The sequence below is a fragment of the Segatella asaccharophila genome (assembly GCF_054687055.1).
Map to the genome: position 1 here is coordinate 14,731 of NZ_BAACAN010000003.1, position 21,646 is coordinate 36,376.

At 46.3% G+C, this 21,646-nt stretch carries 21 protein-coding genes and 1 pseudogene; 18 read left to right on the forward strand and 4 right to left on the reverse strand.

Annotation, left to right across the window (positions count from 1 at the left end; genetic code table 11):
• Positions 1-139: 139 nt before the first annotated feature.
• Both ACYRYG_RS02345 and ACYRYG_RS02350 read left to right on the forward strand, forming a co-directional pair.
• A pseudogene (locus ACYRYG_RS02345) lies at positions 140-1,267 on the forward strand (N-6 DNA methylase); the annotation flags it as partial.
• A gap of 10 nt (positions 1,268-1,277) precedes the next feature.
• Entirely contained in the window at positions 1,278-1,904 is a 627-nt protein-coding gene (locus ACYRYG_RS02350; RefSeq protein ID WP_293444193.1) for a restriction endonuclease subunit S, read from the forward strand.
• On the opposite strand, the gene ACYRYG_RS02355 is transcribed toward ACYRYG_RS02350, so the two are convergent.
• On the reverse strand, positions 1,897-2,565 hold the full coding sequence (locus ACYRYG_RS02355; protein WP_293444196.1) for a restriction endonuclease subunit S: 669 nt from the start codon (positions 2,563-2,565) through the stop codon (positions 1,897-1,899). The genes ACYRYG_RS02350 and ACYRYG_RS02355 overlap by 8 nt on opposite strands.
• 62 nt (positions 2,566-2,627) lie before the next feature.
• On the opposite strand from ACYRYG_RS02355, the gene ACYRYG_RS02360 reads away from it, so the two are divergent.
• The gene (locus ACYRYG_RS02360; RefSeq protein ID WP_298671675.1) at positions 2,628-3,038 is read left to right on the forward strand and encodes a hypothetical protein; all 411 of its coding nucleotides are present in this window, start codon (positions 2,628-2,630) and stop codon (positions 3,036-3,038) included.
• A 2-nt stretch (positions 3,039-3,040) separates the two neighbouring features.
• Positions 3,041-3,466, forward strand: a complete 426-nt coding sequence (locus ACYRYG_RS02365) for a DUF6575 domain-containing protein (protein WP_293444199.1) — start codon at positions 3,041-3,043, stop codon at positions 3,464-3,466.
• A gap of 5 nt (positions 3,467-3,471) precedes the next feature.
• On the opposite strand, the gene ACYRYG_RS02370 is transcribed toward ACYRYG_RS02365, so the two are convergent.
• Both ACYRYG_RS02370 and ACYRYG_RS02375 read right to left on the reverse strand, forming a co-directional pair.
• Positions 3,472-4,059: a restriction endonuclease subunit S domain-containing protein gene (locus tag ACYRYG_RS02370; RefSeq protein WP_460197490.1), complete on the reverse strand. Its 588-nt coding sequence runs from the start codon at positions 4,057-4,059 to the stop codon at positions 3,472-3,474.
• Positions 4,044-4,592: a hypothetical protein gene (locus ACYRYG_RS02375; RefSeq protein WP_293444205.1), complete on the reverse strand. Its 549-nt coding sequence runs from the start codon at positions 4,590-4,592 to the stop codon at positions 4,044-4,046. The genes ACYRYG_RS02370 and ACYRYG_RS02375 overlap by 16 nt, the downstream gene beginning before the upstream one ends.
• A 191-nt stretch (positions 4,593-4,783) precedes the next feature.
• Between ACYRYG_RS02375 and ACYRYG_RS02380 the strand changes: the two genes are divergently transcribed.
• Positions 4,784-5,194 carry a hypothetical protein gene (locus tag ACYRYG_RS02380; RefSeq protein WP_460197491.1) on the forward strand — a complete coding sequence of 137 codons (411 nt, stop codon included), beginning with the start codon at positions 4,784-4,786 and terminating at the stop codon, positions 5,192-5,194.
• The gene (locus tag ACYRYG_RS02385) at positions 5,191-5,469 is read left to right on the forward strand and encodes a hypothetical protein (RefSeq protein WP_460197492.1); all 279 of its coding nucleotides are present in this window, start codon (positions 5,191-5,193) and stop codon (positions 5,467-5,469) included. The genes ACYRYG_RS02380 and ACYRYG_RS02385 overlap by 4 nt, the downstream gene beginning before the upstream one ends.
• A 107-nt stretch (positions 5,470-5,576) precedes the next feature.
• Here ACYRYG_RS02385 and ahpC read toward each other — a convergent pair whose 3' ends face one another.
• Positions 5,577-6,143 (reverse strand): alkyl hydroperoxide reductase subunit C, encoded by a 567-nt coding sequence (gene ahpC / locus ACYRYG_RS02390; protein ID WP_293419468.1) that lies wholly within the window; start codon positions 6,141-6,143, stop codon positions 5,577-5,579.
• 246 nt (positions 6,144-6,389) lie between these two features.
• On the opposite strand from ahpC, the gene ACYRYG_RS02395 reads away from it, so the two are divergent.
• The 12 genes from ACYRYG_RS02395 (at position 6,390) to ACYRYG_RS02450 (ending at position 21,492) form a co-directional block, all read left to right on the forward strand.
• Entirely contained in the window at positions 6,390-7,295 is a 906-nt protein-coding gene (locus ACYRYG_RS02395) for a hydrogen peroxide-inducible genes activator (RefSeq protein WP_293419465.1), read from the forward strand.
• Positions 7,296-7,521: 226 nt separating this feature from the next.
• Complete coding sequence (locus ACYRYG_RS02400) at positions 7,522-7,731, forward strand: heavy-metal-associated domain-containing protein (protein WP_293419462.1); 210 nt, start codon at positions 7,522-7,524, stop codon at positions 7,729-7,731.
• A 99-nt stretch (positions 7,732-7,830) separates the two neighbouring features.
• Positions 7,831-9,765: a heavy metal translocating P-type ATPase gene (locus ACYRYG_RS02405; RefSeq protein ID WP_293419472.1), complete on the forward strand. Its 1,935-nt coding sequence runs from the start codon at positions 7,831-7,833 to the stop codon at positions 9,763-9,765.
• 127 nt (positions 9,766-9,892) lie between these two features.
• Positions 9,893-12,070: a bifunctional alpha,alpha-trehalose-phosphate synthase (UDP-forming)/trehalose-phosphatase gene (locus ACYRYG_RS02410; protein WP_293428162.1), complete on the forward strand. Its 2,178-nt coding sequence runs from the start codon at positions 9,893-9,895 to the stop codon at positions 12,068-12,070.
• Positions 12,071-12,087: 17 nt separating this feature from the next.
• Positions 12,088-13,848 carry a glycoside hydrolase family 15 protein gene (locus ACYRYG_RS02415; RefSeq protein WP_460197494.1) on the forward strand — a complete coding sequence of 587 codons (1,761 nt, stop codon included), beginning with the start codon at positions 12,088-12,090 and terminating at the stop codon, positions 13,846-13,848.
• Positions 13,849-14,182: 334 nt separating this feature from the next.
• Positions 14,183-15,019, forward strand: coding sequence for a prephenate dehydratase (locus tag ACYRYG_RS02420; protein ID WP_293419453.1), 837 nt, complete (start codon positions 14,183-14,185; stop codon positions 15,017-15,019).
• On the forward strand, positions 15,016-16,185 hold the full coding sequence (locus ACYRYG_RS02425) for a pyridoxal phosphate-dependent aminotransferase (protein WP_293419450.1): 1,170 nt from the start codon (positions 15,016-15,018) through the stop codon (positions 16,183-16,185). The genes ACYRYG_RS02420 and ACYRYG_RS02425 overlap by 4 nt, the downstream gene beginning before the upstream one ends.
• 31 nt (positions 16,186-16,216) lie before the next feature.
• Positions 16,217-17,281, forward strand: coding sequence for a bifunctional 3-deoxy-7-phosphoheptulonate synthase/chorismate mutase type II (locus ACYRYG_RS02430; protein WP_293419447.1), 1,065 nt, complete (start codon positions 16,217-16,219; stop codon positions 17,279-17,281).
• 4 nt (positions 17,282-17,285) lie between these two features.
• On the forward strand, positions 17,286-18,083 hold the full coding sequence (locus tag ACYRYG_RS02435; protein ID WP_293419444.1) for a prephenate dehydrogenase: 798 nt from the start codon (positions 17,286-17,288) through the stop codon (positions 18,081-18,083).
• A 247-nt stretch (positions 18,084-18,330) separates the two neighbouring features.
• Positions 18,331-18,825, forward strand: coding sequence for a hypothetical protein (locus ACYRYG_RS02440; protein ID WP_293419441.1), 495 nt, complete (start codon positions 18,331-18,333; stop codon positions 18,823-18,825).
• A gap of 549 nt (positions 18,826-19,374) precedes the next feature.
• On the forward strand, positions 19,375-20,745 hold the full coding sequence (locus tag ACYRYG_RS02445) for an FAD-dependent oxidoreductase (RefSeq protein ID WP_460197497.1): 1,371 nt from the start codon (positions 19,375-19,377) through the stop codon (positions 20,743-20,745).
• Positions 20,746-20,841: 96 nt separating this feature from the next.
• Positions 20,842-21,492, forward strand: coding sequence for a hypothetical protein (locus ACYRYG_RS02450; protein WP_293419976.1), 651 nt, complete (start codon positions 20,842-20,844; stop codon positions 21,490-21,492).
• Positions 21,493-21,646 lie beyond the last annotated feature (154 nt).

Consider the following 21,646-nt stretch of genomic DNA (forward strand, 5'->3'; position numbering starts at 1 on the left):
AGTGAATTTGTCAGACAAATGTCAGTTTCTTTTTCAGGCCAGAGAAACTTAATGCTTTAATTTTGTGCCGGATTCATAATCCGGAGGTCGTGAAATCGTGGTCCACCCATCAATACACAGAAAATCAATCATTTACGGACGCCGCCTTGGTGATGTGGTTGACATCTTCACCAACAACATATCGCTTGGCAAGAACGAGGAGAACAAAGACTTGTTAGGACGCACTTACGAATACTGTCTGGCTAAGTTTGCCCAACTCGAAGGCAAGAACGCTGGCGAATTCTACACTCCCGCCTGTGTTGTCCGCACATTGGTATCGGTCATTGAGCCGTTCAAGGGACGTGTCTACGACCCAACATGCGGCAGCGGTGGCATGTTTGTGCAAAGTGCCGACTTCGTAAAGCACCACCAAGGGCTAATTAACAACATCTCCATCTACGGTCAAGAAATCAATGCCAATACATGGAAGATGTGTAAGATGAACCTCGCCATCCGTAACTTAGAGGCCAACCTTGGTGAGAGCAACGCCGACACGTTGATGCACGACAACTTTCCCACAATAAAGATGGACTTCGGACTGAGTAACCCTCCGTTCAACATGAGCGACTGGGAACAGGACAAGTTGCAAGACGACCCGCGATGGAAGTATGGCATACCACCTGCTGGCAACGCCAACTTCGCTTTCATGGAACATCTTATCTACCACATGTCGCCACAAGGCCGTGTCGGCATGGTTCTCGCCAATGGCTCATTAAGTTCACAAACAGGTGGCGAGGGAGAAATCCGCAAGAACATCCTTGAGGATGACCTTGTGGAAGGCATTGTCGCTTTGCCAAGCCAGCTTTTCTATTCCACGCAGATTCCTGTCTGTCTTTGGTTTCTCTCGCGTCGCAAGGAGCAACCGGGCAAGGTGCTGTTCGTTGACGCTCGCAACATGGGCGAGATGGTCAGTCGTCGAAATCGCGAGTTGTCTGAGGGCGACATCAATCATATTGCGGGGCTTTTCAACAACTACCGCCGTGGCGAACTAAAAGACGAGAAAGGGCTTTGCGCCGTAAAGAGCCTTGACGACATCCGCGAGCAGGATTATATCCTCACACCTGGTCGCTATGTGGGCATTGCTGAACAAGAAGATGATGGAGAGCCGTTTGAAGAAAAGATGAACCGTCTGACAACAGAGCTCTCTGGTCTCTTCACCAAGAGCCATCGCCTCGAAAACGAGATTCAGAAGCAGCTCGCTTCTATCGGGTTTAAGTTGAACTTTTAAATTCCCATTTATGGAACAGTGGAAAGAGATAAAAGTATCAGAACTTATACAGGAAATATCCATGGGGCCATTTGGCTCAAACATTAAAGTTGATAACTTTATTGAATATGGAGTACCTGTTCTTAATGGTTCTAATCTTCAAGGTTTCAAACTTAATGAAGGCTCTTTCAATTATATTTCTGAAGAGAAAGCTGACAGCTTAGGTAAAGCAAATGCCCATAGAGGTGATATTGTTATAACTCATCGTGGTACACTGGGACAAATCGTCTATATACCACAAAATTCCCTATTTGATAGGTACATAATTTCACAGAGTCAATTTCGCATGAAATTAAAGACTGACATTGTCAGACCTGACTATTTCGTTTATTTCTTTCACACCAGAATTGGGCAACATAAGATATTAATGAATGCCTCACAAGTTGGTGTTCCTGCTTTAGCAAGGCCAACTACAACATTTAAGGAATTGTCAATACCAATACCTCCATTATCAGTTCAAGATAAGATAATAGCTGTATTGTTAAGCCTTGAAGACAAGATAGAGGTTAATAATAAGATAAACAGCAATTTGGATTGTCCGACATCGATTTCATCCGACATTAACTTAGGAAGTAGTGTGTCACGTGTATTTACATAACTACAAGTTCGCCGGACATTAGACGTGGAAGAAGAATATCTCGAGCGCGCTCTAATTTTGTGTTAATTTCATTGTTGGCTTTAATTTCTCTAAACAAGCTCAAGTATATCGTGTTGAATTGTTGTACAATAGACTTTGGTGGATAAACAAGCTGAATCAAAGAAAAGTCATTGTAGCTTAATGTTTGCCTAACACCGCCAATAGCCCTTTTCTTAACCTCCTCCTTGAACAATGTAGTTTGTCTGAAAAGGTCGAAAAAATACTCATAGCTAGGTTCCGTTCTGAAAACCACATAGACAGGGCTAACACAACCGTCATAACCAAACTCATTCATGCCAATTGACCCAATATTGATACGTGCAGGATTGTAGGCAAAATCGTTATAATGGACTACTATGTATTTGGCAACGCTCTCGCTGAATACTCGCTTGCTAAAATAATCTTCTGAAAGAACAAGATGTCCTGATGTTATAGGGGAAAGAACTTTTACATCCTTTCTGTCGCCTACTTTCTCCTTTGTATTAGCTGTGATTTCGCCAACAGATTTTATTTCCCAACCTTCTGGTATTCTTCCCAATTCTGTGTCCACAAACTTGCCGTCCTTGAACGGCTCAAAGTCGATGAACCACGACTTGAAAAGAGCCTTCGCTTGCTCTTCCAAATTGCTGTTTATCTAACGCTTTAGCATTATCTTTGAAAAAATATCGATTAAAGTTTGGATGATTGGGAGAAACTATCTATTTTTGCATAAAAACATGTCATATGGAATGGTTTGAAGAATTACCCGTTGCATGTCCACCATCAAATGCGACTCCATGTAATGGTATTTATTATAGGATAGCCAATGGCAATCCTGCCACTTCTCTTGACTTCTTTTCTCAAAGGAAATTACAGCCAAATAAGATCTTTGTTGGGAAAGGTGTAAACGAGTGCATAGCAAGAGCTGTTTCATTGTTCAAGGAAAAGGACGATGCCAAGAAACGTTTAAAACTGCCAAAGTTCAGATATTCTGTTATTGCCGCAGTAGAACTGGAACCTAAAGATGGAGAAATGAAAAAGACCTTCCGCGACTCTCACTATTCATGGTGGCGTAGCACTAATTTTGATGTAAAACAAGCCAAGGTGGAGGAATAACTATGAACAACGAGCTTAGAATTGACAAGATATTAGATTACTATGACGAGCCACAACTCTTCATTGCACGCGACATGTTTGACGCACAATACATCTGCTTACTGTATGACGATGATGAAGCGCCAAGGTACACCGCAGTGAAAATATCTAATGCAAAGTTAACCGACTTCCTTACAGGTAAGGTTGACTTGCGGCAGTTGTTTGTCTCTCCAGAAATGAAAGAAGAATACTACGAGGTAGTTGATAGTGGCGGCCATCTCTGTATAACTCCTTTTGAAGGCAACACCTTACCAGAAGAAAGACTTCCTGAGAGAGGTTACACGCTTCTTGACGCTAACGCACAAGAATCCATAACAGTTCATCTTCCCATAAAAGACCATGGACTATTCACCGAGCTTGTGCGTAAGTTTGGATGGGCCTGCATGTAAATGGCTTACTTTACTTCTATCTCTCCTGACATCAATTTGGGAAGAAGCGTATCACGGAGAGAGGATAAGCGAGAACATTGAGCCTTTAAGAGACTTACTGCATCTTCTATTGCTGTAATGTTTCGTAAAAAAGACTGAAGAACATCTTGGGATGGTATAAGTATAATTTTGCTCATCAAGGCACCTTTATCCAATGATTGCCCTTCTCTTGCAGCAGTGCCGATCAGGTCTTTAAAGTATGTTTGATAACCTTTAATGAAATAACGTAAGTATGTTGGATTGACTTTTTCTTTGTCAATTTTGTACACATGATAAGCTGAGCTTACGCTACCTATTTTATCTTGCATAATTCCCCAGTTAAGAATTTGCCTACTCATGCCAAACACCAAGTCGTCTTTTCTGAGAATCTTCTCTTTTGATGTTGCTTTACTGAGCTGTTTTTTGAATTTTTCAGTTCTAGGGGTAATACCATTGTTTGTTACAGAGTAAGCAGGATAAAACCCAACCATAGCTTTATCTTGGCTCTCAGAAATGAACGATTCAAATGGTAAAATCATCCATATCTTAGGAATCTTTCCTAATTTCGAGTCCACAAACTTGCCGTCCTTGAACGGCTCAAAGTCGATGAACCACGACTTGAAAAGAGCCTTCGCTTGCTCTTCCAAATTGTTCCATTTACAGTGATGGTTTCGTCATTCACCTCTGCTGCCGGGAATTTTGTGGGTATCAGTGCAGAACGGAATTCTGCTTTCCCCATATCGACGGTAATCAGTACGGCCTTGTTATTTTCAACCTCAACGATATTCGCTTTTACGATTCCGCCTTTAGTCTCGACGGTAAACTGATGTTTGCGGGTAAAACCGTAATCAAATATATATTTACAGAAGATCCGCAGACCATTACCGCTCTTTTCCGCTTCAGACCCGTCCGGGTTAAAAATCCTCAGACCAGCATCCGCTTTATCCGTTTCTACTTTGAGCAGGATACCGTCAGATCCAATGCCATAATTCACATTACAAATTTTCTTGACTACAGAAGGAGTCAGCGTAAAGGTAATATTCTTGCTGTCCAAAACAATATATTCATTGCCCAGACCTTGCGTCTTAACAAAAAAGTTCTTTTCCATATTGGTATATTTTAAGAATACAAATTTACATCGTTTTTCTGATATATTATATGGAAAAACCTTAAAAAGCGGGTTCAGGCACAACGATAGTGAATTTGTCAGACAAATGTCAGTTTCTTTTTCAGGCCAGAGAAACTTAATGCTTTAATTTTGTGCCGGATTCAAAAGTATGTATTCAAATATTGTCAGACATGATCAAAGGGATGATATTCATGATCAAGGAGCGATTGTCCAGAAGGAGAAAAAGAGAAAGATTTCCGGAAGCGGAAGTGAGCGATGACCTGACCTTGCACCGTTTTTTTGTCTTGTTTCTTTCTTCCTTCATCCTACTGACGACAGTGGCGCTCTTGCCGAAGGGCGGTGACACGAGGCCGTTTACCGAGAAGTTGGAAGACCGGATCAATGATGCATCCATGGAAACCTATCAAGACAGTCTTTTCGGATATACCGTCCGTTATCCCGCATTTTTTGAGCAGACCCCTGATTCCCTTATTGATGAGCCAGGGGCTTGCAGGTTCAGTTACTGGGATAACTGGATTCAGATAGTGCAAATGGCCTTCATCCAATTAATCCCCGGCAACTTACGGTCGGGCAGGGGATGAATAATATCGGCAGATCTCTTCATGCTACGAAAGAAAGTGAGGGAAAGGATTTCTTTATCTTGTCCGGACCATTGTATATTGACGGCAGCAGGATCAACGGATACCGGTTTCATGCCAAATATGTGAGGCATAGGAGAATCTGGTTTGTATTACAACTTACTTATCCTGGAAATTGCTCGAAGGCGGTGCGGCGGATCATCCGTCAGATAGATGAATGGAAGGTCTGGGAAAACAGGTCATCGTGTGGGAACGGATATGAAATACCAGTTCATTGAAGACTATGGAATAAAAAAAGAGTTGGATCATAGTGGTTCGTTTCCTTGCTCACCATGTCCAACTCCTTATATGAAAATATACACTTTAAACCGGATCGTATGCTGGTTTAGAGTTTGCCGACAAGGTCAATGCTCGGTTTTATGGTTTTACTCCCCTGTCTCCATTTAGCCGGACAAACCTCGTCAGTATGAGTGGCTACGTACTGAGCAGCCTGGATCTTGCGGACAAGTTCATCTGCATTACGCCCGATGTTATTATCCTGGATTTCTGCGACCTTGACAAGACCTTCCGGGTTTACCAGGAAGGTGCCACGGTAAGCAACTCCTTCATCCTCCTTATATACCCCGAATCCTTTAGCCAGGGTGCCGATCGGATCAGCCAGCATGGCATATTTGATCTTCTTGATACGCTCTGAAGTATCGTGCCAGGCCTTATGAACAAACTGGGAGTCTGTACTTACAGAGAAGACCTCTACTCCCATACCCTTCAGTTCCTCATATTTGCTGGAAAGGTCTTCCAGTTCTGTAGGGCAGACGAAGGTAAAGTCTGAAGGATAGAAGAAAAACAGGGCCCATTTGCCCTCAATGTCTTTGTTGGATACTGTTTTGAAACTTCCATCCTGGTAAGCCTGAACAGAAAATTCAGGTGCGTGTGCATTAATAATTGGTTCCATATTATTTGTCTTTTAGTTGTACTTTTTTTTATCATTGCAAAGATAGGAAAGAATTGTATTAATTCCAACTGATAAAATCTATCACGTGATAGAAGATTTCTATATATCATAGTAAACCTACTGATAATCAACAGTATGAGAGATACATTTTGATTTACGAAAGACAAGAAATAGAAGTAAATACCATGTCTGTTCCTCTTTTTTCCTTATCTTTGCTATATTGTAATTATAAAGAAGGAGAGAAACATGACGTTACAACAACTGGAATATGTCATCGCTGTATACCGGATGAAGCATTTCTCCAAAGCAGCAGATTATTGTAATGTGACCCAACCTACGTTGAGTTCAATGATCCAGAAATTGGAGGAAGAACTGGGAGTTACCATTTTTGACAGGCAGACGAACCCCATTCAACCGACAAGAGAGGGCAAGGCAGTGATCGACCAGGCGTGGAAGGTTCTTTTCCGGGCCCGTAAGTTAAGGGAAACGGTCGAAGAAGAGAAGCAATCCCTTTTAGGACCATTCCTCATCGGTGTCCTGCCCACGATAGCTCCCTATCTGATCCCCCGTTTCTTTCCCCAGCTCATGAATGAGCATCCGGAGATGGATCTTCGTATCATAGAGATGAAGACAAAGGATATGAAGAAGGCGTTGATCCGTGGAGAAATTGATGCCGGTATCTTAGCCCGTGTTGACGGACTGGAAGGAATGCAGTGTGAGCCTTTGTTCAAGGAGAAGTATTTTGCCTATGTTGCCAAGAATGATCCACTTTTCAAGAGAAAGAGCATCCGTGCGGCAGACCTTACCGGGGAATATTTATGGCTGTTGGACGAAGGGCATTGCTTTCGTGACCAACTGGTCAAATTCTGTCATCTGAAGGCTGCCAGCCGGAGCAAGAGAGCTTATACCCTGGGAAGCATTGAGACTTTTATGCGTATTGTGGAACATGACAAGGGGGTGACCTTTATACCAGAGCTGGCTATTTCTCAATTGAGCGAAGAGCAGAAACAACTGGTCCGGCCCTTTGCCGTACCTGTTCCTACCCGTGAAATTATCATGATGACGACCTCACATTTTATCCGCACCACTTTGTTGCAGCATCTTATTACAAGGATCAGAAGTGCTGTTCCGGAAAGGATGTTGATGAAATAAAAAGAGAGGTAAAACAGGAGAAAAGCATACTTTCCCGTTTTCACCGTTAAGGAACGGATCGCAGGAATTTATAAAATGTATCCAATATTCTGTAACTGTTTCACCGAAAACCGGAGTATCTTTGTCCGTGGAAATCAGAAGGATCCTGAGATGGGAATGCGGCGGACCGTTCCGCCTGTCCATGCGCAGGGAGACTGATGACCCAGAACTTTTAAAACTTACGAAGATGAAAAAAACTTTTACGGTAAACGGTATGAAATGTGTGCATTGCAAGGCTAAGGTAGAGAATGCTCTTCAATCACTGGAAGGTGTCCATACCGCGGTAGCAGACCTCCAGCAGAAAAATGTGGTGGTAGACTATGACGATACGGTCGTATCAGTCAGTAACTTGAAGGATGCCGTAGGTGCAAGTGGAAAATATGAACTGGTAGGGTAGATCTGTCTGCGGAACCTGCAAGGAAAAGAGGAGAAGGAAGCGGGTCGAATCATTTCGGCCTACTTTCATGATCATGGATTTTCAAGGAAAGGATAAATGATGAAGAAGACAATTCCTGTTTTAGGTATGGCTTGTGCCTCTTGTGCAGCAAATGTCGAGCGCAAACTGAGTTCCTTAAAAGGGATTCAGAGCGCTTCGGTGAGTCTGCCGGCGAGAAGTGCTCTGGTGGACTATGATCCCGGTGTGATTTCTCTTGAGGTGATGAAGAAGAATGTCAATGACATCGGCTATGATCTGGTCATAGAGACCGGCCGTGATGTAGAGATGATCGAGCATAATGCCTATCGGGTGCTGAAAAGAAAAACGGTCCTTTCCTGGATCCTGGCTGTCCTGCTGATGAGCATTTCGATGAGATGGATTCCGCTGGGGTCTGCGGGGTTCACTAACCAGGTAAGTCTGCTGCTGTGCGCAGTGGACTTGTGGGTCTGTGGACGCCAGTTCTATGTCACAGCCTGGAAACAACTCATCCACGCTTCTGCAAATATGGATACCCTCGTGGCCCTCTCCACGGCAATCAGTTTTCTGTTCAGTACCTATAACACTTTTTGGGGAGAACAGACCTGGGGAGCAAGGGGAATAGGATGGCACACCTATTTTGATGCTGCTGCAATGATCGTAACCTTTGTACTGACAGGCAGGCTGCTCGAAGAGAAAGCCAGGGAGAGCACGGCATCAAGCATCCGGCAGTTGATGGGGATGGAATCGAAGACGGCACGTATCGTGGAGCAGGATGACAACGGCCGGGAAGAGATCCGGGAAGTTCCGGTTTCCACGATTTCTCCTGGAGACATCCTGGAAGTCCGTCCCGGCGAGAAAGTTCCGGTTGATGGTGAGGTGACACAAGCTGAGAGTTTTATGACGGCTGATGCAGCATACGTCGATGAGTCCATGATTACCGGTGAGCCGACCCCGGCAGAAAAGAAGAGCGGATCGCAGGTTCTGGCAGGGACCATTCCCAATCAGGGGAAATTCCGCATGAAGGCCCGTCAGATCGGAGCCGACACTGCTCTGTCCCACATCATCCGGATGGTACAGGAAGCCCAGAGCTCCAAGGCTCCCGTCCAGCGGATTGTCGATAAGGTCTCTCTGGTTTTTGTCCCTTCCGTAGCCGGCCTGTCAGTCCTGACTTTCTTCTTATGGTGGGGGATCGGCGGTACTTCAGATTTGCCCAGGGCGATTCTTTCTGCGGTGGCTGTACTGGTGATCGCCTGTCCCTGTGCCATGGGACTGGCCACTCCGACAGCGTTGATGGTCGGTATCGGCAAGGCTGCCCGGCAGCAGGTGCTGATCAAGGATGCGACGGCCCTGGAGGAGTTGAAGAATGTCAGTGTACTGGTAACGGACAAGACCGGAACGCTGACCATCCCTAACCAGAACATTGATTTCACCAAGGCTGATAACCTGCCCCTTGAGGAGCGCGAGACCTTGAAGCCTCATGCCCGCGAGGCGATGAAGACCTTGCAGGATATGGGAATAGAAGTCTATATGATGAGTGGAGATAAGGAGGAAGCTGCTCGTTATTGGGCGGAAAAGGCAGGAATAGCTCATTATCAGAGCAGGGTGATGCCCCAGGACAAGGAAAACCTCGTCCGGAAGCTCCAGACGGAAGGCAAAACCGTAGCTATGGTGGGTGACGGCATCAATGACACCCAGGCGCTGGCGTTGGCTGACGTGAGCATGGCCATGGCCAAAGGTGCTGACGTGGCTATGGATGTGGCTCAGGTAACCTTGATGGGGAACGACTTGCGGCATATTCCGGAAGCGATCCGCCTGAGTAAGAAAACGGTGAAGATGATTTGGGAAAACCTCTTCTGGGCTTTTATCTATAATATAGTCTGTATCCCTCTCGCCGGAGGAGTGCTGTATCTCTTCGGGATTGACTTCCAGATCACCCCGATGTGGGCCAGCGCATTGATGGCCTTCTCTAGTATATCCGTGGTACTCAACTCTTTACGGCTGAAGTTTGTGAAGTAGAAACTGTCTTTTACGGATTTCTTTTGGGACAGTTGTGTGTCAGAATATTTGATACTGTTAACTTCTATTAAGAATTTTACTTAAATATTATGAACGTATATTCATATTTTTTTTGTATTTTTCCCAAATGAAGCAGAAACTCTATATTGTATCAAATCGTTTGCCGTTGAAGGCTACCCTGGACGAAGAGAAAGGATTTACCTTTATCCGTAGTGAAGGTGGTCTGGCTACGGGGCTGAATTCCTTGAAGATAGATTACGAGAAGCATTGGATCGGATGGCCAGGAATGTGCTTCCCGCGGAAGAAGGAGCAGGATGAGGTCAGGGAGAGGCTGGAAGCGGAGAATCTCCACCCGGTCTTCCTTTCCCAATCACAGTATAAGAGCTATTATGAAGGCTATTGCAACAGCACGCTCTGGCCGCTTTGTCATTATTTCTATGGCTCAGCCCGCTATCAGAAGACCTACTGGGAGTCTTATAAGAAAGTGAACCAGATGTTTGCTGATGAGGTGTGCCGGCTGGCAGGCCCGTCAGCGCTTGTGTGGGTGCAGGATTACCAACTGATGCTGGTGCCGGCAATGCTCAGGGAGAAGAGGCCGGATCTGCATATCGGTTTTTTCCTGCACATTCCGTTTCCCAGTTATGAATTGTTTCGTGTCTTGCCCGAGCGTGATCATCTGCTCAAAGGATTGCTGGGAGCAGACTTTATCGGATTCCATACCCATGACTACCTCCGCCATTTCATGAGCAGTGTAGAGCGTACGCTGCATCTCGAATTTCATCTGGAGGAGGTCATCGTCAATGGTCGTGCCGTACATGTGGATGCCCTGCCTATGGGAATCAACTATAGTCTGTATCATCAGGCCGGCAGGAAACCGGAGGTGCAGGCGTATGTGCAGGAGGTCAGGAAATCAACGGCCGGGTGCAGGCTCATTCTCAGTTGTGACCGTCTGGACTATAGTAAGGGTATCCTGCACCGGCTTATGGCTTATGATCTGTTCCTCAAGTCACATCCTGAATACCACGGTAAGGTCTCCATGATGATGGTCGTTGTCCCCTCACGTGACAAGGTAGAAAAATATGCTGAACTCAAGCGCAGGATCGATGAGAAGATAGGAGAGATCAATGGAGCTTATTCCCGGTTAGGGTGGCTCCCCATCCGTTATATTTACCGTGCATTGCCTTTTGCGCAGTTGATGGCTCTTTACAAACTTTGTGATATTGCCCTGGTCACACCACTCAGGGATGGAATGAACCTGGTGGCAAAGGAATATGTGGCGTCAAAGACGGCAGGGGATCCTGCCGTTCTGATCCTGAGTGAGATGGCCGGCGCCTCTGTCGAACTGAAGGAAGCCGTCATCGTCAATCCCAATGACCTGAACCAGATAGAAAAAGGACTGGAGATAGCGTTGAAGATGCCTATGGAAGAACAGCAGCGCCGTCTGGTAGCTATGCAGCATATTGTCTCCACATACGATGTCCGTCAATGGGCGGCAGACTTCATGAAAGAATGGTCGGAGGTCATCGAGCGCAACCTCCAGTTGGCGGCCAAGATTATTACTCCCGAACGGACTGAATCATTCCATGCTTTATGTCAGAAGGCTGATCACCGACTCTTCGTCCTCGATTATGACGGTACCCTGGTGGGCTTTCAGGATGATCCGCTGAGGGCCGTTCCGACATCGGAGCTGATCGTACTCTTGAAGAAAATGACGGAGGATGATAGGAATACGGTGGTCATCAACAGTGGACGAGACCATGAGATTATGGAAAACTGGCTCGGTAATCTTCCGGTTGATATAGCTGCTGAGCACGGGGCTTTTCTCAAAAAGAACGGTGTATGGACCAAGCGGTTCATCCGGCATGGGGTGAGTGACAAGATGCGGAAGATACTGAACCTTTTCGTCTGCAAGACTCCCGGATCCCGCCTGGAGGTAAAGGAAACTTCACTGGCCTGGCACTACCGTGAGGTAGACAGTTGGCTGGGTGATTTCAGATCCCGTCAACTGATGAATGCGCTCATGCCTGAATGCACGAAATATCATCTGCAAATCATGGCCGGTAATAAAGTTGTGGAACTGAAGCCATCCTCTTATAACAAAGGTACGGTGGTGACAGAATACCTTTCGGAAGGATCCTATGGCTTCGTCTTTGCCATAGGGGATGATACCACCGATGAGGATATGTACCGTGCCCTGCCGGATACGGGCATCAGCGTGAATGTAGGGCCGACCGTGAGCCGTGCCCGCTATAGTCTGAAGAGTCAGAAGGAGGTGCTGTCTTTTCTGAACCGAATCATACAATAAAAAACAGAATATAAGAAATGAACTTGAATTATGGTCTTGTCGGCAATAGTTGTACCGCTGCCTTGATTTCTGACCGGGGAGATATAGACTGGCTGTGTATGCCCTATTTTGATTCTCCGTCTATCTTCGCCTCTCTTCTGGATCAGGAAAAGGGTGGGAGATTTGGTGTTAGAGTGGGAGGGGACTATACGATCACCCAGCAGTATATCCCTCATACTAATCTGTTAAGGACGCATTTTAAGGGGGCGGAAGGGGAATTTGATATTACTGATTTCATGCCTTGCTATGTTGTGCAGGGTGAGGCAGAGGATTATCATCCTTCGGAAGTTTACCGTTATCTGCACCTTATCAAGGGCAGTCCACAAATCCGCGTGAACTATGATCCACGACCTGACTATGCCCGTGGAAACTGTATAAGCAGTATTGAAGGTAATCATATTGAATCACGTTCAGACACGAATTACAAGGATCGTCAGTACCTGTATTCTTCGTTGCCTCTGGACAAGGTCCTCACAGGTGAACCTTTGATTCTTCAGAAGGATGAGTTTTTCCTGTTATCCTACAATGAGAAAATCGGTGAGGTTGACATGGACAAGGAGAAACTCGAATATTGCCGTACGCTTGTATACTGGCTCAACTGGTCTGAAACCACCCGGAAGTTTCCGGCTTATAACGAGGTGATCGAACGGTCCTTGCTCACGCTCAAGATGATGCAGTTTTATAACGGCGCCGTACTGGCATCGATTACAACCAGTTTGCCGGAAGTCCCCGGGGGAGTAAGAAACTGGGATTACCGTTTTTGCTGGCTTCGGGATGCTTCCATGGCTATCGAAACGCTGGTCAAATGCGGACATACCAAAGCTGCACGGAGATTCGTGAAGTTTGTCGAGTCAACGTTTATCGGCAACCACAGCCGTTTCCAGATCATGTATGGGATACATGGCGAGCGTCAGTTGACCGAGAAGACCCTGGGACATCTGTCAGGGTATGCAGGATCTCGTCCTGTGCGGATAGGCAACAAGGCCTATCTGCAGAAGCAGAATGATTCATTCGGTTATCTGATGAGCATGATCTATCAGTACTATACGCTGGTACCAGGCTCCACGGATGATGTGGAAAACATGTGGGATATGGTCAAGAGCATTGAGGAAATGGTGATGAAAAACTGGCGTAAGCCTGACAAGGGCATCTGGGAGATCAGAGGGCAGGCACATCATTTCCTGTCCTCAAAGGTAATGTGCTGGGTCGCTCTGGACCGTGGCGCAAAAATCGCAAGACAGTTGGGTATGGGGAGCTATGAGAGACAATGGGAACTGGAGGCCGCTGCGGTCAAAAGTGATGTCTTCCTGCATGGCTGGAACCACAGGCTCCAGGCGTTCACCCAGACTTATGATAATAATTATCTCGATTCATCAGTTCTGCTGATGGAGCCTTACGGATTTATACGGGCGGATAATCCGAAATATTATTCCACCGTTCAGGCTATAGGGAAAAGTCTTTTCAAGAACGGACTGATGTATCGTTATAATTCTCCTGATGATTTCGGCTGTCCAAAGTCGGCATTCGTTATCTGCACCTTCTGGTTTATCCGGGCTCTGTTTGTGACCGGTCAACAGGAAGAGGCCAGAAAACTGTTTGAAAATATCCTGGACAAGACAAACCACCTGGGGATGCTGAGTGAAGACATCAGCTTCGAGACCGGAGAACTGCTGGGGAATTTTCCGCAGGCCTACTCTCATCTGGCCCTGATCAATACAGCTATGCTTTTTTCTAAGTGAAACCGGTCCGGGACGGATGACTTTAATGATCTTCCGGCAGGAGGCAGCAGGTCCCCATAAAAATACAGTTATCATAAATGTGAATCTATAAAGTGAATTTTCTTTCAATTTGTTTGGCAGAACGAAATAAAAGTTTTACTTTTGCCATCGTAAACAATAAGAAAACGGAAAAATGATGAAGTCTTACGCATCTTTTTATTATTACTTTTACTTTACAGGCAGCCGTAGAGCGGGAAGTTGCGTATTCATTTCAACTTATAGTATTTAAATTATACATAAAGAAATCACGAAACGGTCCCGCTCGAAAGAGCGCGACCGTTTTTTTTATTTTATTATGAAACGAATAGCAATACAAGGAGAGATCGGGTCTTTCCACGACATCGCAGCGCATGAGTACTTCAAGGGAGAACAGATTGAATTAACCTGTTGTGAAACCTTTGAGGAAATTTTCGCACAGATCAGGAAGGATCCTACCATCATCGGGATGATGGCTATTGAGAACACGATAGCCGGTTCGATCTTACACAACTACGCCCTTCTCCAGGAGTCGGATGACGTGATTGTGGGAGAATCGAAACTGCATATCCAGCACTGCATCTGCTGTCTTCCCGAAGATGACTGGGCGACACTGAAGGAAGTACATTCCCATCCCGTTGCCTTGGCACAGTGTCGCCATTTCCTGGATTCCCATCCGGATCTGAAAGCCGTGGAGTCTATTGATACGGCCGGATCGGCAGCGGATATATCCAAGCACCATCTTCTGGGCATGTCAGCGATCTGCTCCCCCTATGCAGCCCGTCTCTATCACCTGAAGATACTCCAGAATGATATTCATGACAACAAGCATAATTTTACCCGTTTCCTGATCGTCTCTTCACCCATGAAAGCTGACTATCTCCGTTCTATTGCCCAGAGCAACAAGTCGAGTATCGTGTTCAGCCTTCCCCATGAAGAGGGCTCCCTGAGCAGGGTTCTTGCCATCCTGAGTTTCTATGACATCAACCTGACCAAGATCCAGTCACTTCCGATTATCGGCCATGAATGGGAATATCTGTTCTACGTGGATGTAACGTATGATAATATCACACGATACCGTCAGTCCATTGATGCTATTACGCCCCTTGTGAGAAATATCAAAATATTAGGAGAATATCAAGAAGCAGAATCATGAATATACAACCAGCAAATCGTGTGAATCAGATACAGGAGTACTATTTCAGCAGGAAACTGAAAGAAGTGGCCAGATTGAATGCCGAAGGACAGGATATTATCTCCCTGGCCATCGGAAGCCCGGATATGCCACCGTCATCACAGACCATAGACAAACTCTGTGAGGTGGCCCGCCAGCCTGATGCCCACGGGTACCAGCCTACGGTAGGTATACCGGAACTGCGCAAGGCCATGGCCGGATTCTATAAGAGATGGTATGGCGTGGACCTGGACTGGAAAACTGAGATCCAGCCTCTGATCGGTTCAAAGGAAGGAATCCTGCATGTCACGCTCACCTTCTGTAATCCCGGTGATGAGGTCTTGATCCCGGATCCCGGCTATCCTACTTACACCGCCCTGAACAAGATCCTCGGACAGAAAATCACTTATTATAATCTCCAGGAGAAGAATGGCTGGCAACCGGATTTTGATGCACTGGAACAGATGGATCTCAGTCATGTGAAATTGATGTGGACCAATTATCCCAATATGCCCACAGGAGGAGATGCACGCATGGAGACTTATGAACGTCTGGTGGATTTTGCCAAGAGACATCATCTCATCATCGTCAATGATAATCCTTATTCCCTGATTCTGAACGAGCACCCGATGAGCATTCTGCAGGTCCCCGGGGCCAAAGACTGTTGCATTGAGTTTAACTCTATGTCAAAGAGCCATAACATGCCGGGCTGGCGTGTGGCCATGGCCGTTTCCAATCCGACATTCATCTCGTGGCTTCTGAAGATCAAGAGTAATGTGGATAATGGAACCTTCAAAGGAATACAACTGGCTGCCGCCGAGGCCTATAACACAAACTCAGAGGAATGGCATCGTCAGAACAACATTGAGAATTACCGCCGCCGCCGGGATATAGCCGAGAAGATCATGACGGTCCTGGGCTGTACCTTCGACCGGAAACAGGTAGGAATGTTCCTGTGGGGAAGGATCCCTGACCGCTATGAGAAGGTGGAGAACCTTACGGAGCGTGTACTCCATGAGGCACGGGTGTTCATCACGCCGGGATTCATTTTCGGTAATAATGGAAAACGCTATATCCGTATCTCTCTCTGTGCCAAGGATGAGCAGATCCGTGAAGCGCTCAGACGAATAGAGGAGTTGAAATGGTAGAAAGAAATAAAAACTAAAAAACGATAAAAGTATGGAACTAAATCTCGAACCTTTAAATTTGCCGAGTGATCAGGAACGCCCTTCCTGTATCATTGCTGGTCCTTGTTCGGCTGAAACCGAAGAACAGGTGATGACAACTGCCAGACAACTGGCGGCCAAAGGCTGTCACATGTTTCGCGCAGGAGTGTGGAAACCGCGTACCAAACCGGGATGCTTCGAAGGCAACGGCGAAAAAGCCTTGCCCTGGCTCCAGGAAGTGAAGCGGGAAACGGGTATGCTGGTGGCTACAGAGGTGGCAACACCGGAACATGTAGAACTTTGTGAAAAATATGGCATTGACATCCTTTGGGTCGGCGCCCGTACCTCGACGAATCCTTTTGCTATGCAGGCTCTGGCTGATTCTCTCGAAGGATTCAGAGGACCTGTGCTTGTCAAAAACCCCGTAAATCCTGATCTGGAACTATGGATCGGTGCACTGGAGCGCCTGAACCGGGCAGGCATCAAGCGTATGGGAGCTATTCTGAGAGGGTTCTCCAGTTATGATGATCAGATCTTCCGCAATCAACCGATGTGGCAGATTCCGATTGAATTGCGTCGTCGCATCCCGAACCTTCCCATTATCGTCGATCCCAGTCATATCGGCGGACGCCGTGACCTCATCGCTCCGCTCAGCCAACAGGCTATGGATCTCGGCTTTGACGGATTGCTCATTGAGAGCCACTGTGACCCGGACAATGCCTGGAGTGATGCCAAGCAGCAGGTGACACCGGATGTGTTGAATTATATGATCAACACATTGGTGGTACGTGATGAGCACAGTAATACCGAGGGACTGCGCCAACTCCGCAGTGAGATTGATGATATTGACAATCAGTTGATGGACTTGCTGAGTAAGCGCTTTCGGATCTGCCGTGAAATCGGTACGTTCAAGAAAGAGCATAATATGACAGTCCTCCAATCTAAGCGGTATAATGAAATCCTTGAAAAAAGGGGAGCAGAGGCCGTACGGTGTCACATGGATTCAGAGTTTGTGGGACATGTGTTCGAACTGGTCCATGAAGAAAGTGTACGGCAGCAACTGGAAATTGTGAAATAAGACGATGAGAATTTTAATTTTAGGTGCAGGCAAGATGGGATCTTTCTTCATCGATCTGCTGAGTTTTGACCACGATGTAGCCGTCTATGAGAAAGATCCTAAACGTCTGCGTTTTACTTACAACTGCCAGCGCTTCCGGTCACCGGAGGAGATCACGGCTTTCAAACCGGAAATGGTGATCAATGCCGTGACGGTAAAGTATACCCTTCCGGCATTCCGGGAGGTGCTCCCTCTGATCCCGAAGGACTGCATCATCTCTGACATTGCTTCTGTCAAGACGGGCCTGGAGAATTTCTATCAGAAGAGCGGGCATCCTTTTGTGAGTACTCACCCTATGTTTGGCCCTACTTTTGCCAATCTGGACCAGTTGTCGGAAGAGAATGCCATCATCATTAAGGAAGGGGATGAGCGTGGACGGGATTTCTTCCATAAGCTATATGCTTCTCTGGGACTGAACATCTATGAATATACTTTCAGGGAACATGACAAGACCGTTGCCTATTCCTTGTCAATCCCTTTTGTCAGCACTTTCGTCTTTGCGGCTGTCATGAAGCATCAGGATGCGCCGGGGACGACGTTCAAACGCCACATGATGATCGCCAAGGGGGTTCTGAACGAGGATGATTACTTGTTGCAGGAAATCCTTTTCAACCCGTATACGAAGGGACAGGTGAGCAAGATCCGGGAACAACTTACGGAGCTTATCAAAATCATAGACAATAAGGATGGGAAGGGAATGAAAGCCTATCTGACGAAAATCCGGAAAAATGTTGCCGGTGATATAGAAATCAAACCGCGGTGACTACTTGACTGATGATCCTGGGGAAAGCCGGGAGAGGAGAATGGTCTCAGGAGAGGACCTGCCGGTGGAGATTTTAAGGGGAGGAGACGGGGAAGGGTTCCTGGATGTAAGATGAGGGCTTTTTCCTTGGCGATCTCAAAATTTATAATTATCTTTGCAGACATTGGGTGAAAAGACATCGGTGTGGTTTGTCCGGTATCCATGGGAAAATCCCGGTATCCCCGTGAAATCAATTAAAAGACTAATAATGAAGAAAAAATTATTCATCCTTTTGGGAGCTCTCCTGCTGACCTTGACAGCAAATGCTCAGTTTGAAGCAAATAAAACGTATATTAATGGTTCTCTTTCCGGACTGAACCTGGGATATAACGGCAAGGAAAAACTTCAGTTTGGTGCCCAGGCCCAGGTGGGACGCCTGGTTGCTGACAATCTGATGATCCTGGGACAGGCTGGCTATGAACACACGGGGGGAAATGAAGACGCTCCGGATAGGGTCATGGTGGGAGCGGGATTCCGCTATTATATCATTCAGAATGGCTTTTATCTGGGTGCTAATGCCAAACTTGTTCATGCCAATCATAATTATAATGATCTTTTGCCTGGACTGGAAGTGGGCTATGCTTTCTTCTTGAGCAGGACGGTGACCCTGGAGCCGGCTGTCTATTATGACCAGAGTTTCAAGAATCACAGTGATTATTCCACGATAGGGGTAAAGGTCGGCATCGGAATTTATCTCTGGTAACCGGTACTGAAGGAAAATACTTCAGCCTGTCCTTCTTCGTTGAAAGGACAGGCTTTTTCTTTCTTATCGTATACTTCTCGTTTTAAAGCCTTAAAGTCACTGACCTTGACGCCTGATCCTGGGGGTATAGTCAGGGAGAAGCAATATGCACCATTTTGGGGTACCGAAATGGTGCATATTGGGGGGTCAAAATGCACCATATCGGTCACAATTGACTATGGTCGTAAGAATCAGTGATTATGATTCTTATCATTAAAACAACAACAATATTATTTGAACCCTTTTTGCTCATTAGAGGGGGGTATGTGCATTCCTGTAGCTTTTACCGATTAATAAAAGTTAAAAAAGAGATGCTTAGAAGGTCCATTTTTGCTAATAACTGTATTTTTGCAAAACAGACATGACAATATTGTGTCTTGTCTTTCCGAGTTCAGAAGGGGATGGGCCAGTTTAAGGGATGATTATCCTGTAATCGTTCAGACAGGGATTTGCAATTTCTTCTCCTATTTGCAAAACGGTGACTATTATACTACTAAAAGAAATCAAAAAATGGAATGCGAAGTGTTGGATAAAAAAGACAGGGAGGAATCTGTCCCTTGCTTTCAGAAGTCAGATGAAGGGTTTACGATGCGTGAGGCCATTGCTGAAGCCCAGCGGTGTTTACATTGTAAAGTCCCGCAGTGCAGACGGGGGTGTCCTATTGAAAATGATATTCCCGATTTCGTACATGAAGTTTCGATGGGGAATTTTGGCTCTGCCATGAAGATCATCAACGTCAGAAGTAATCTGCCGGCTATATGTGGCCGCGTCTGTCCTCATGAGAAACAGTGTCAGGGGCATTGTGTCTTGGGAAAGAAAGGCCAACCCGTACAGATTGGAAAGATAGAACAGTTTGTCGCTGACTTTGATACCCGGATGCACTTGACCAGTGAGAAGATTCCTCAGAAAACCCGTGGGAAGGTCGGAGTGATCGGCTCCGGACCTGCAGGCCTGACGGTGGCGGGTGATCTGGCACGGCAGGGATTTGCGGTTACTATTTTTGAAGGTCTGCCGGAGCCCGGAGGGGTGTTGATGTACGGTATCCCGGAATATCGTCTGCCGAAAGAAGTGGTCAGGGCCGAGATCAGGAAGATTGAGGCTCTGGGCGTCAACTTTATCTGCAACTGTATGGTAGGAGAGAACGGGGTGACCGTAGACAGCATCTTCAAGGATGGGTATGATGCGATCTTTATGGGTACGGGAACAGACGTTCCCAAAGATATGCATGATACTCCTCGGTCTACTCTCCGTGGCGTGAGCCAGAGTACTTATCTGCTTCATAATTTTAATGCTTATCATGAAGGGGCCATGAGCCGCGATATGGTTCCCTTGCAGGCAGGGCAGAGAGCAGGAATCATCGGGGGAGGCAATGTGGCTATGGACGCTGCGCGGACTTGTGTCCGGCTGGGCGCTGACGTGACCGTTCTCTACCGTCGTACGGAGGAAGAAATGCCTTCGAATAAGGAGGAATATGGCCTGGCCGTCAAAGAAGGAGTCAAGTTTCAGTGGAAAACAACGGTGGAGGAGTTCCTTCCCGGCAAAAATGGACGATTGGCAGCCTGCCGCCTGAGCACTCCGGAAGGAGAGAAGATTCAAAAGTTTGACCGTATCTTCCTGGCTGTCGGCAATCAACCGGCCCGCCGCATTATCAGTACCACAAAAGGGATAGAAGTGGATGATAAAGGATATGTCAAGATTTCGGAACGTCCTTATGGGATGACCACCCGAAGGGGCGTCTTCGCCGGTGGTGATGTCGTGCACCGCCCACAGACGGTTGTCATGGCGATGAAAGCTGCTAAAAAGGTGACCCATGGGATAGAACAGTATATAGATGCCATCAAACTGATGCAGGACGTGGGACTGGATATTCCGGATGCCTGATGCACAATGACATTATAAAAGATAATTTTGAATTTATTAGTTTAAAACTCCTTTAATTATTTGCATGCGGGCATTCTATCCTTTACCTTTGCAAGCATGAATCGATATGTCACCATGATTTTCTGCCTCCTTTCCGGAATGGCTGCCTATGCACAACGAACTTGTGTGGTCGCTGATATGGAGACTCATGTCCCTATCCGGGATGCCGTTGTTCATACCAATACAAATCATTGGGCAAGAACAGACTATCGGGGGTATTTTGCCATGCGTTATTCCTTTGATTCTGCTTCCGTCTATAAGACCGGATATGTGAAGACTTATATTTATAATAAGAATCTCCCGGATACGGTCTTGCTGCTTCCTCAGTCACACCAGTTGAACGAAGTGGAGGTGTATGGAAAGGATATGGGAAAGAAAAATGCATCTTCTTTGGGCGAAGCTGCAAGACAGGCAGCGAAGGAGGTGGTCGTTCCTAGAGGACTGGTCAGCTTTAATGCCTTTGGGTGGATGGACCGTCGGGGAAATCGTGACAGAAGACATCTGAAAAAAGCTGAGAGTGTGATCTCTGATTTGGATTCGGAGAGTAAAAAGAATGATCCTGTCCTGGATGCCTTTCATCAGGAACAGGCCCGGAAAGCTGCTGCAGAGAAGGCTAAACTGGATGCCTTGAACAGGGCGCGTGCGCAGCAGGCAGCGGATTTAGAAAAGAAGAAAGAGACGGCGGAAAAGGAAATCGCTAACCAGTAGTGGTTATCCTCTGGAGATGAAAGGGAAGTGAAGGGGTGGAAAGTATGCCTGCTTCTTTTCCCTATTGAAGGCTTTCTTTTCATTTGCAATTTTGAACACTTATTTTTTAAGTGATTGTTTGGATTTTCCATATAATTATTATATCTTTGCAGCA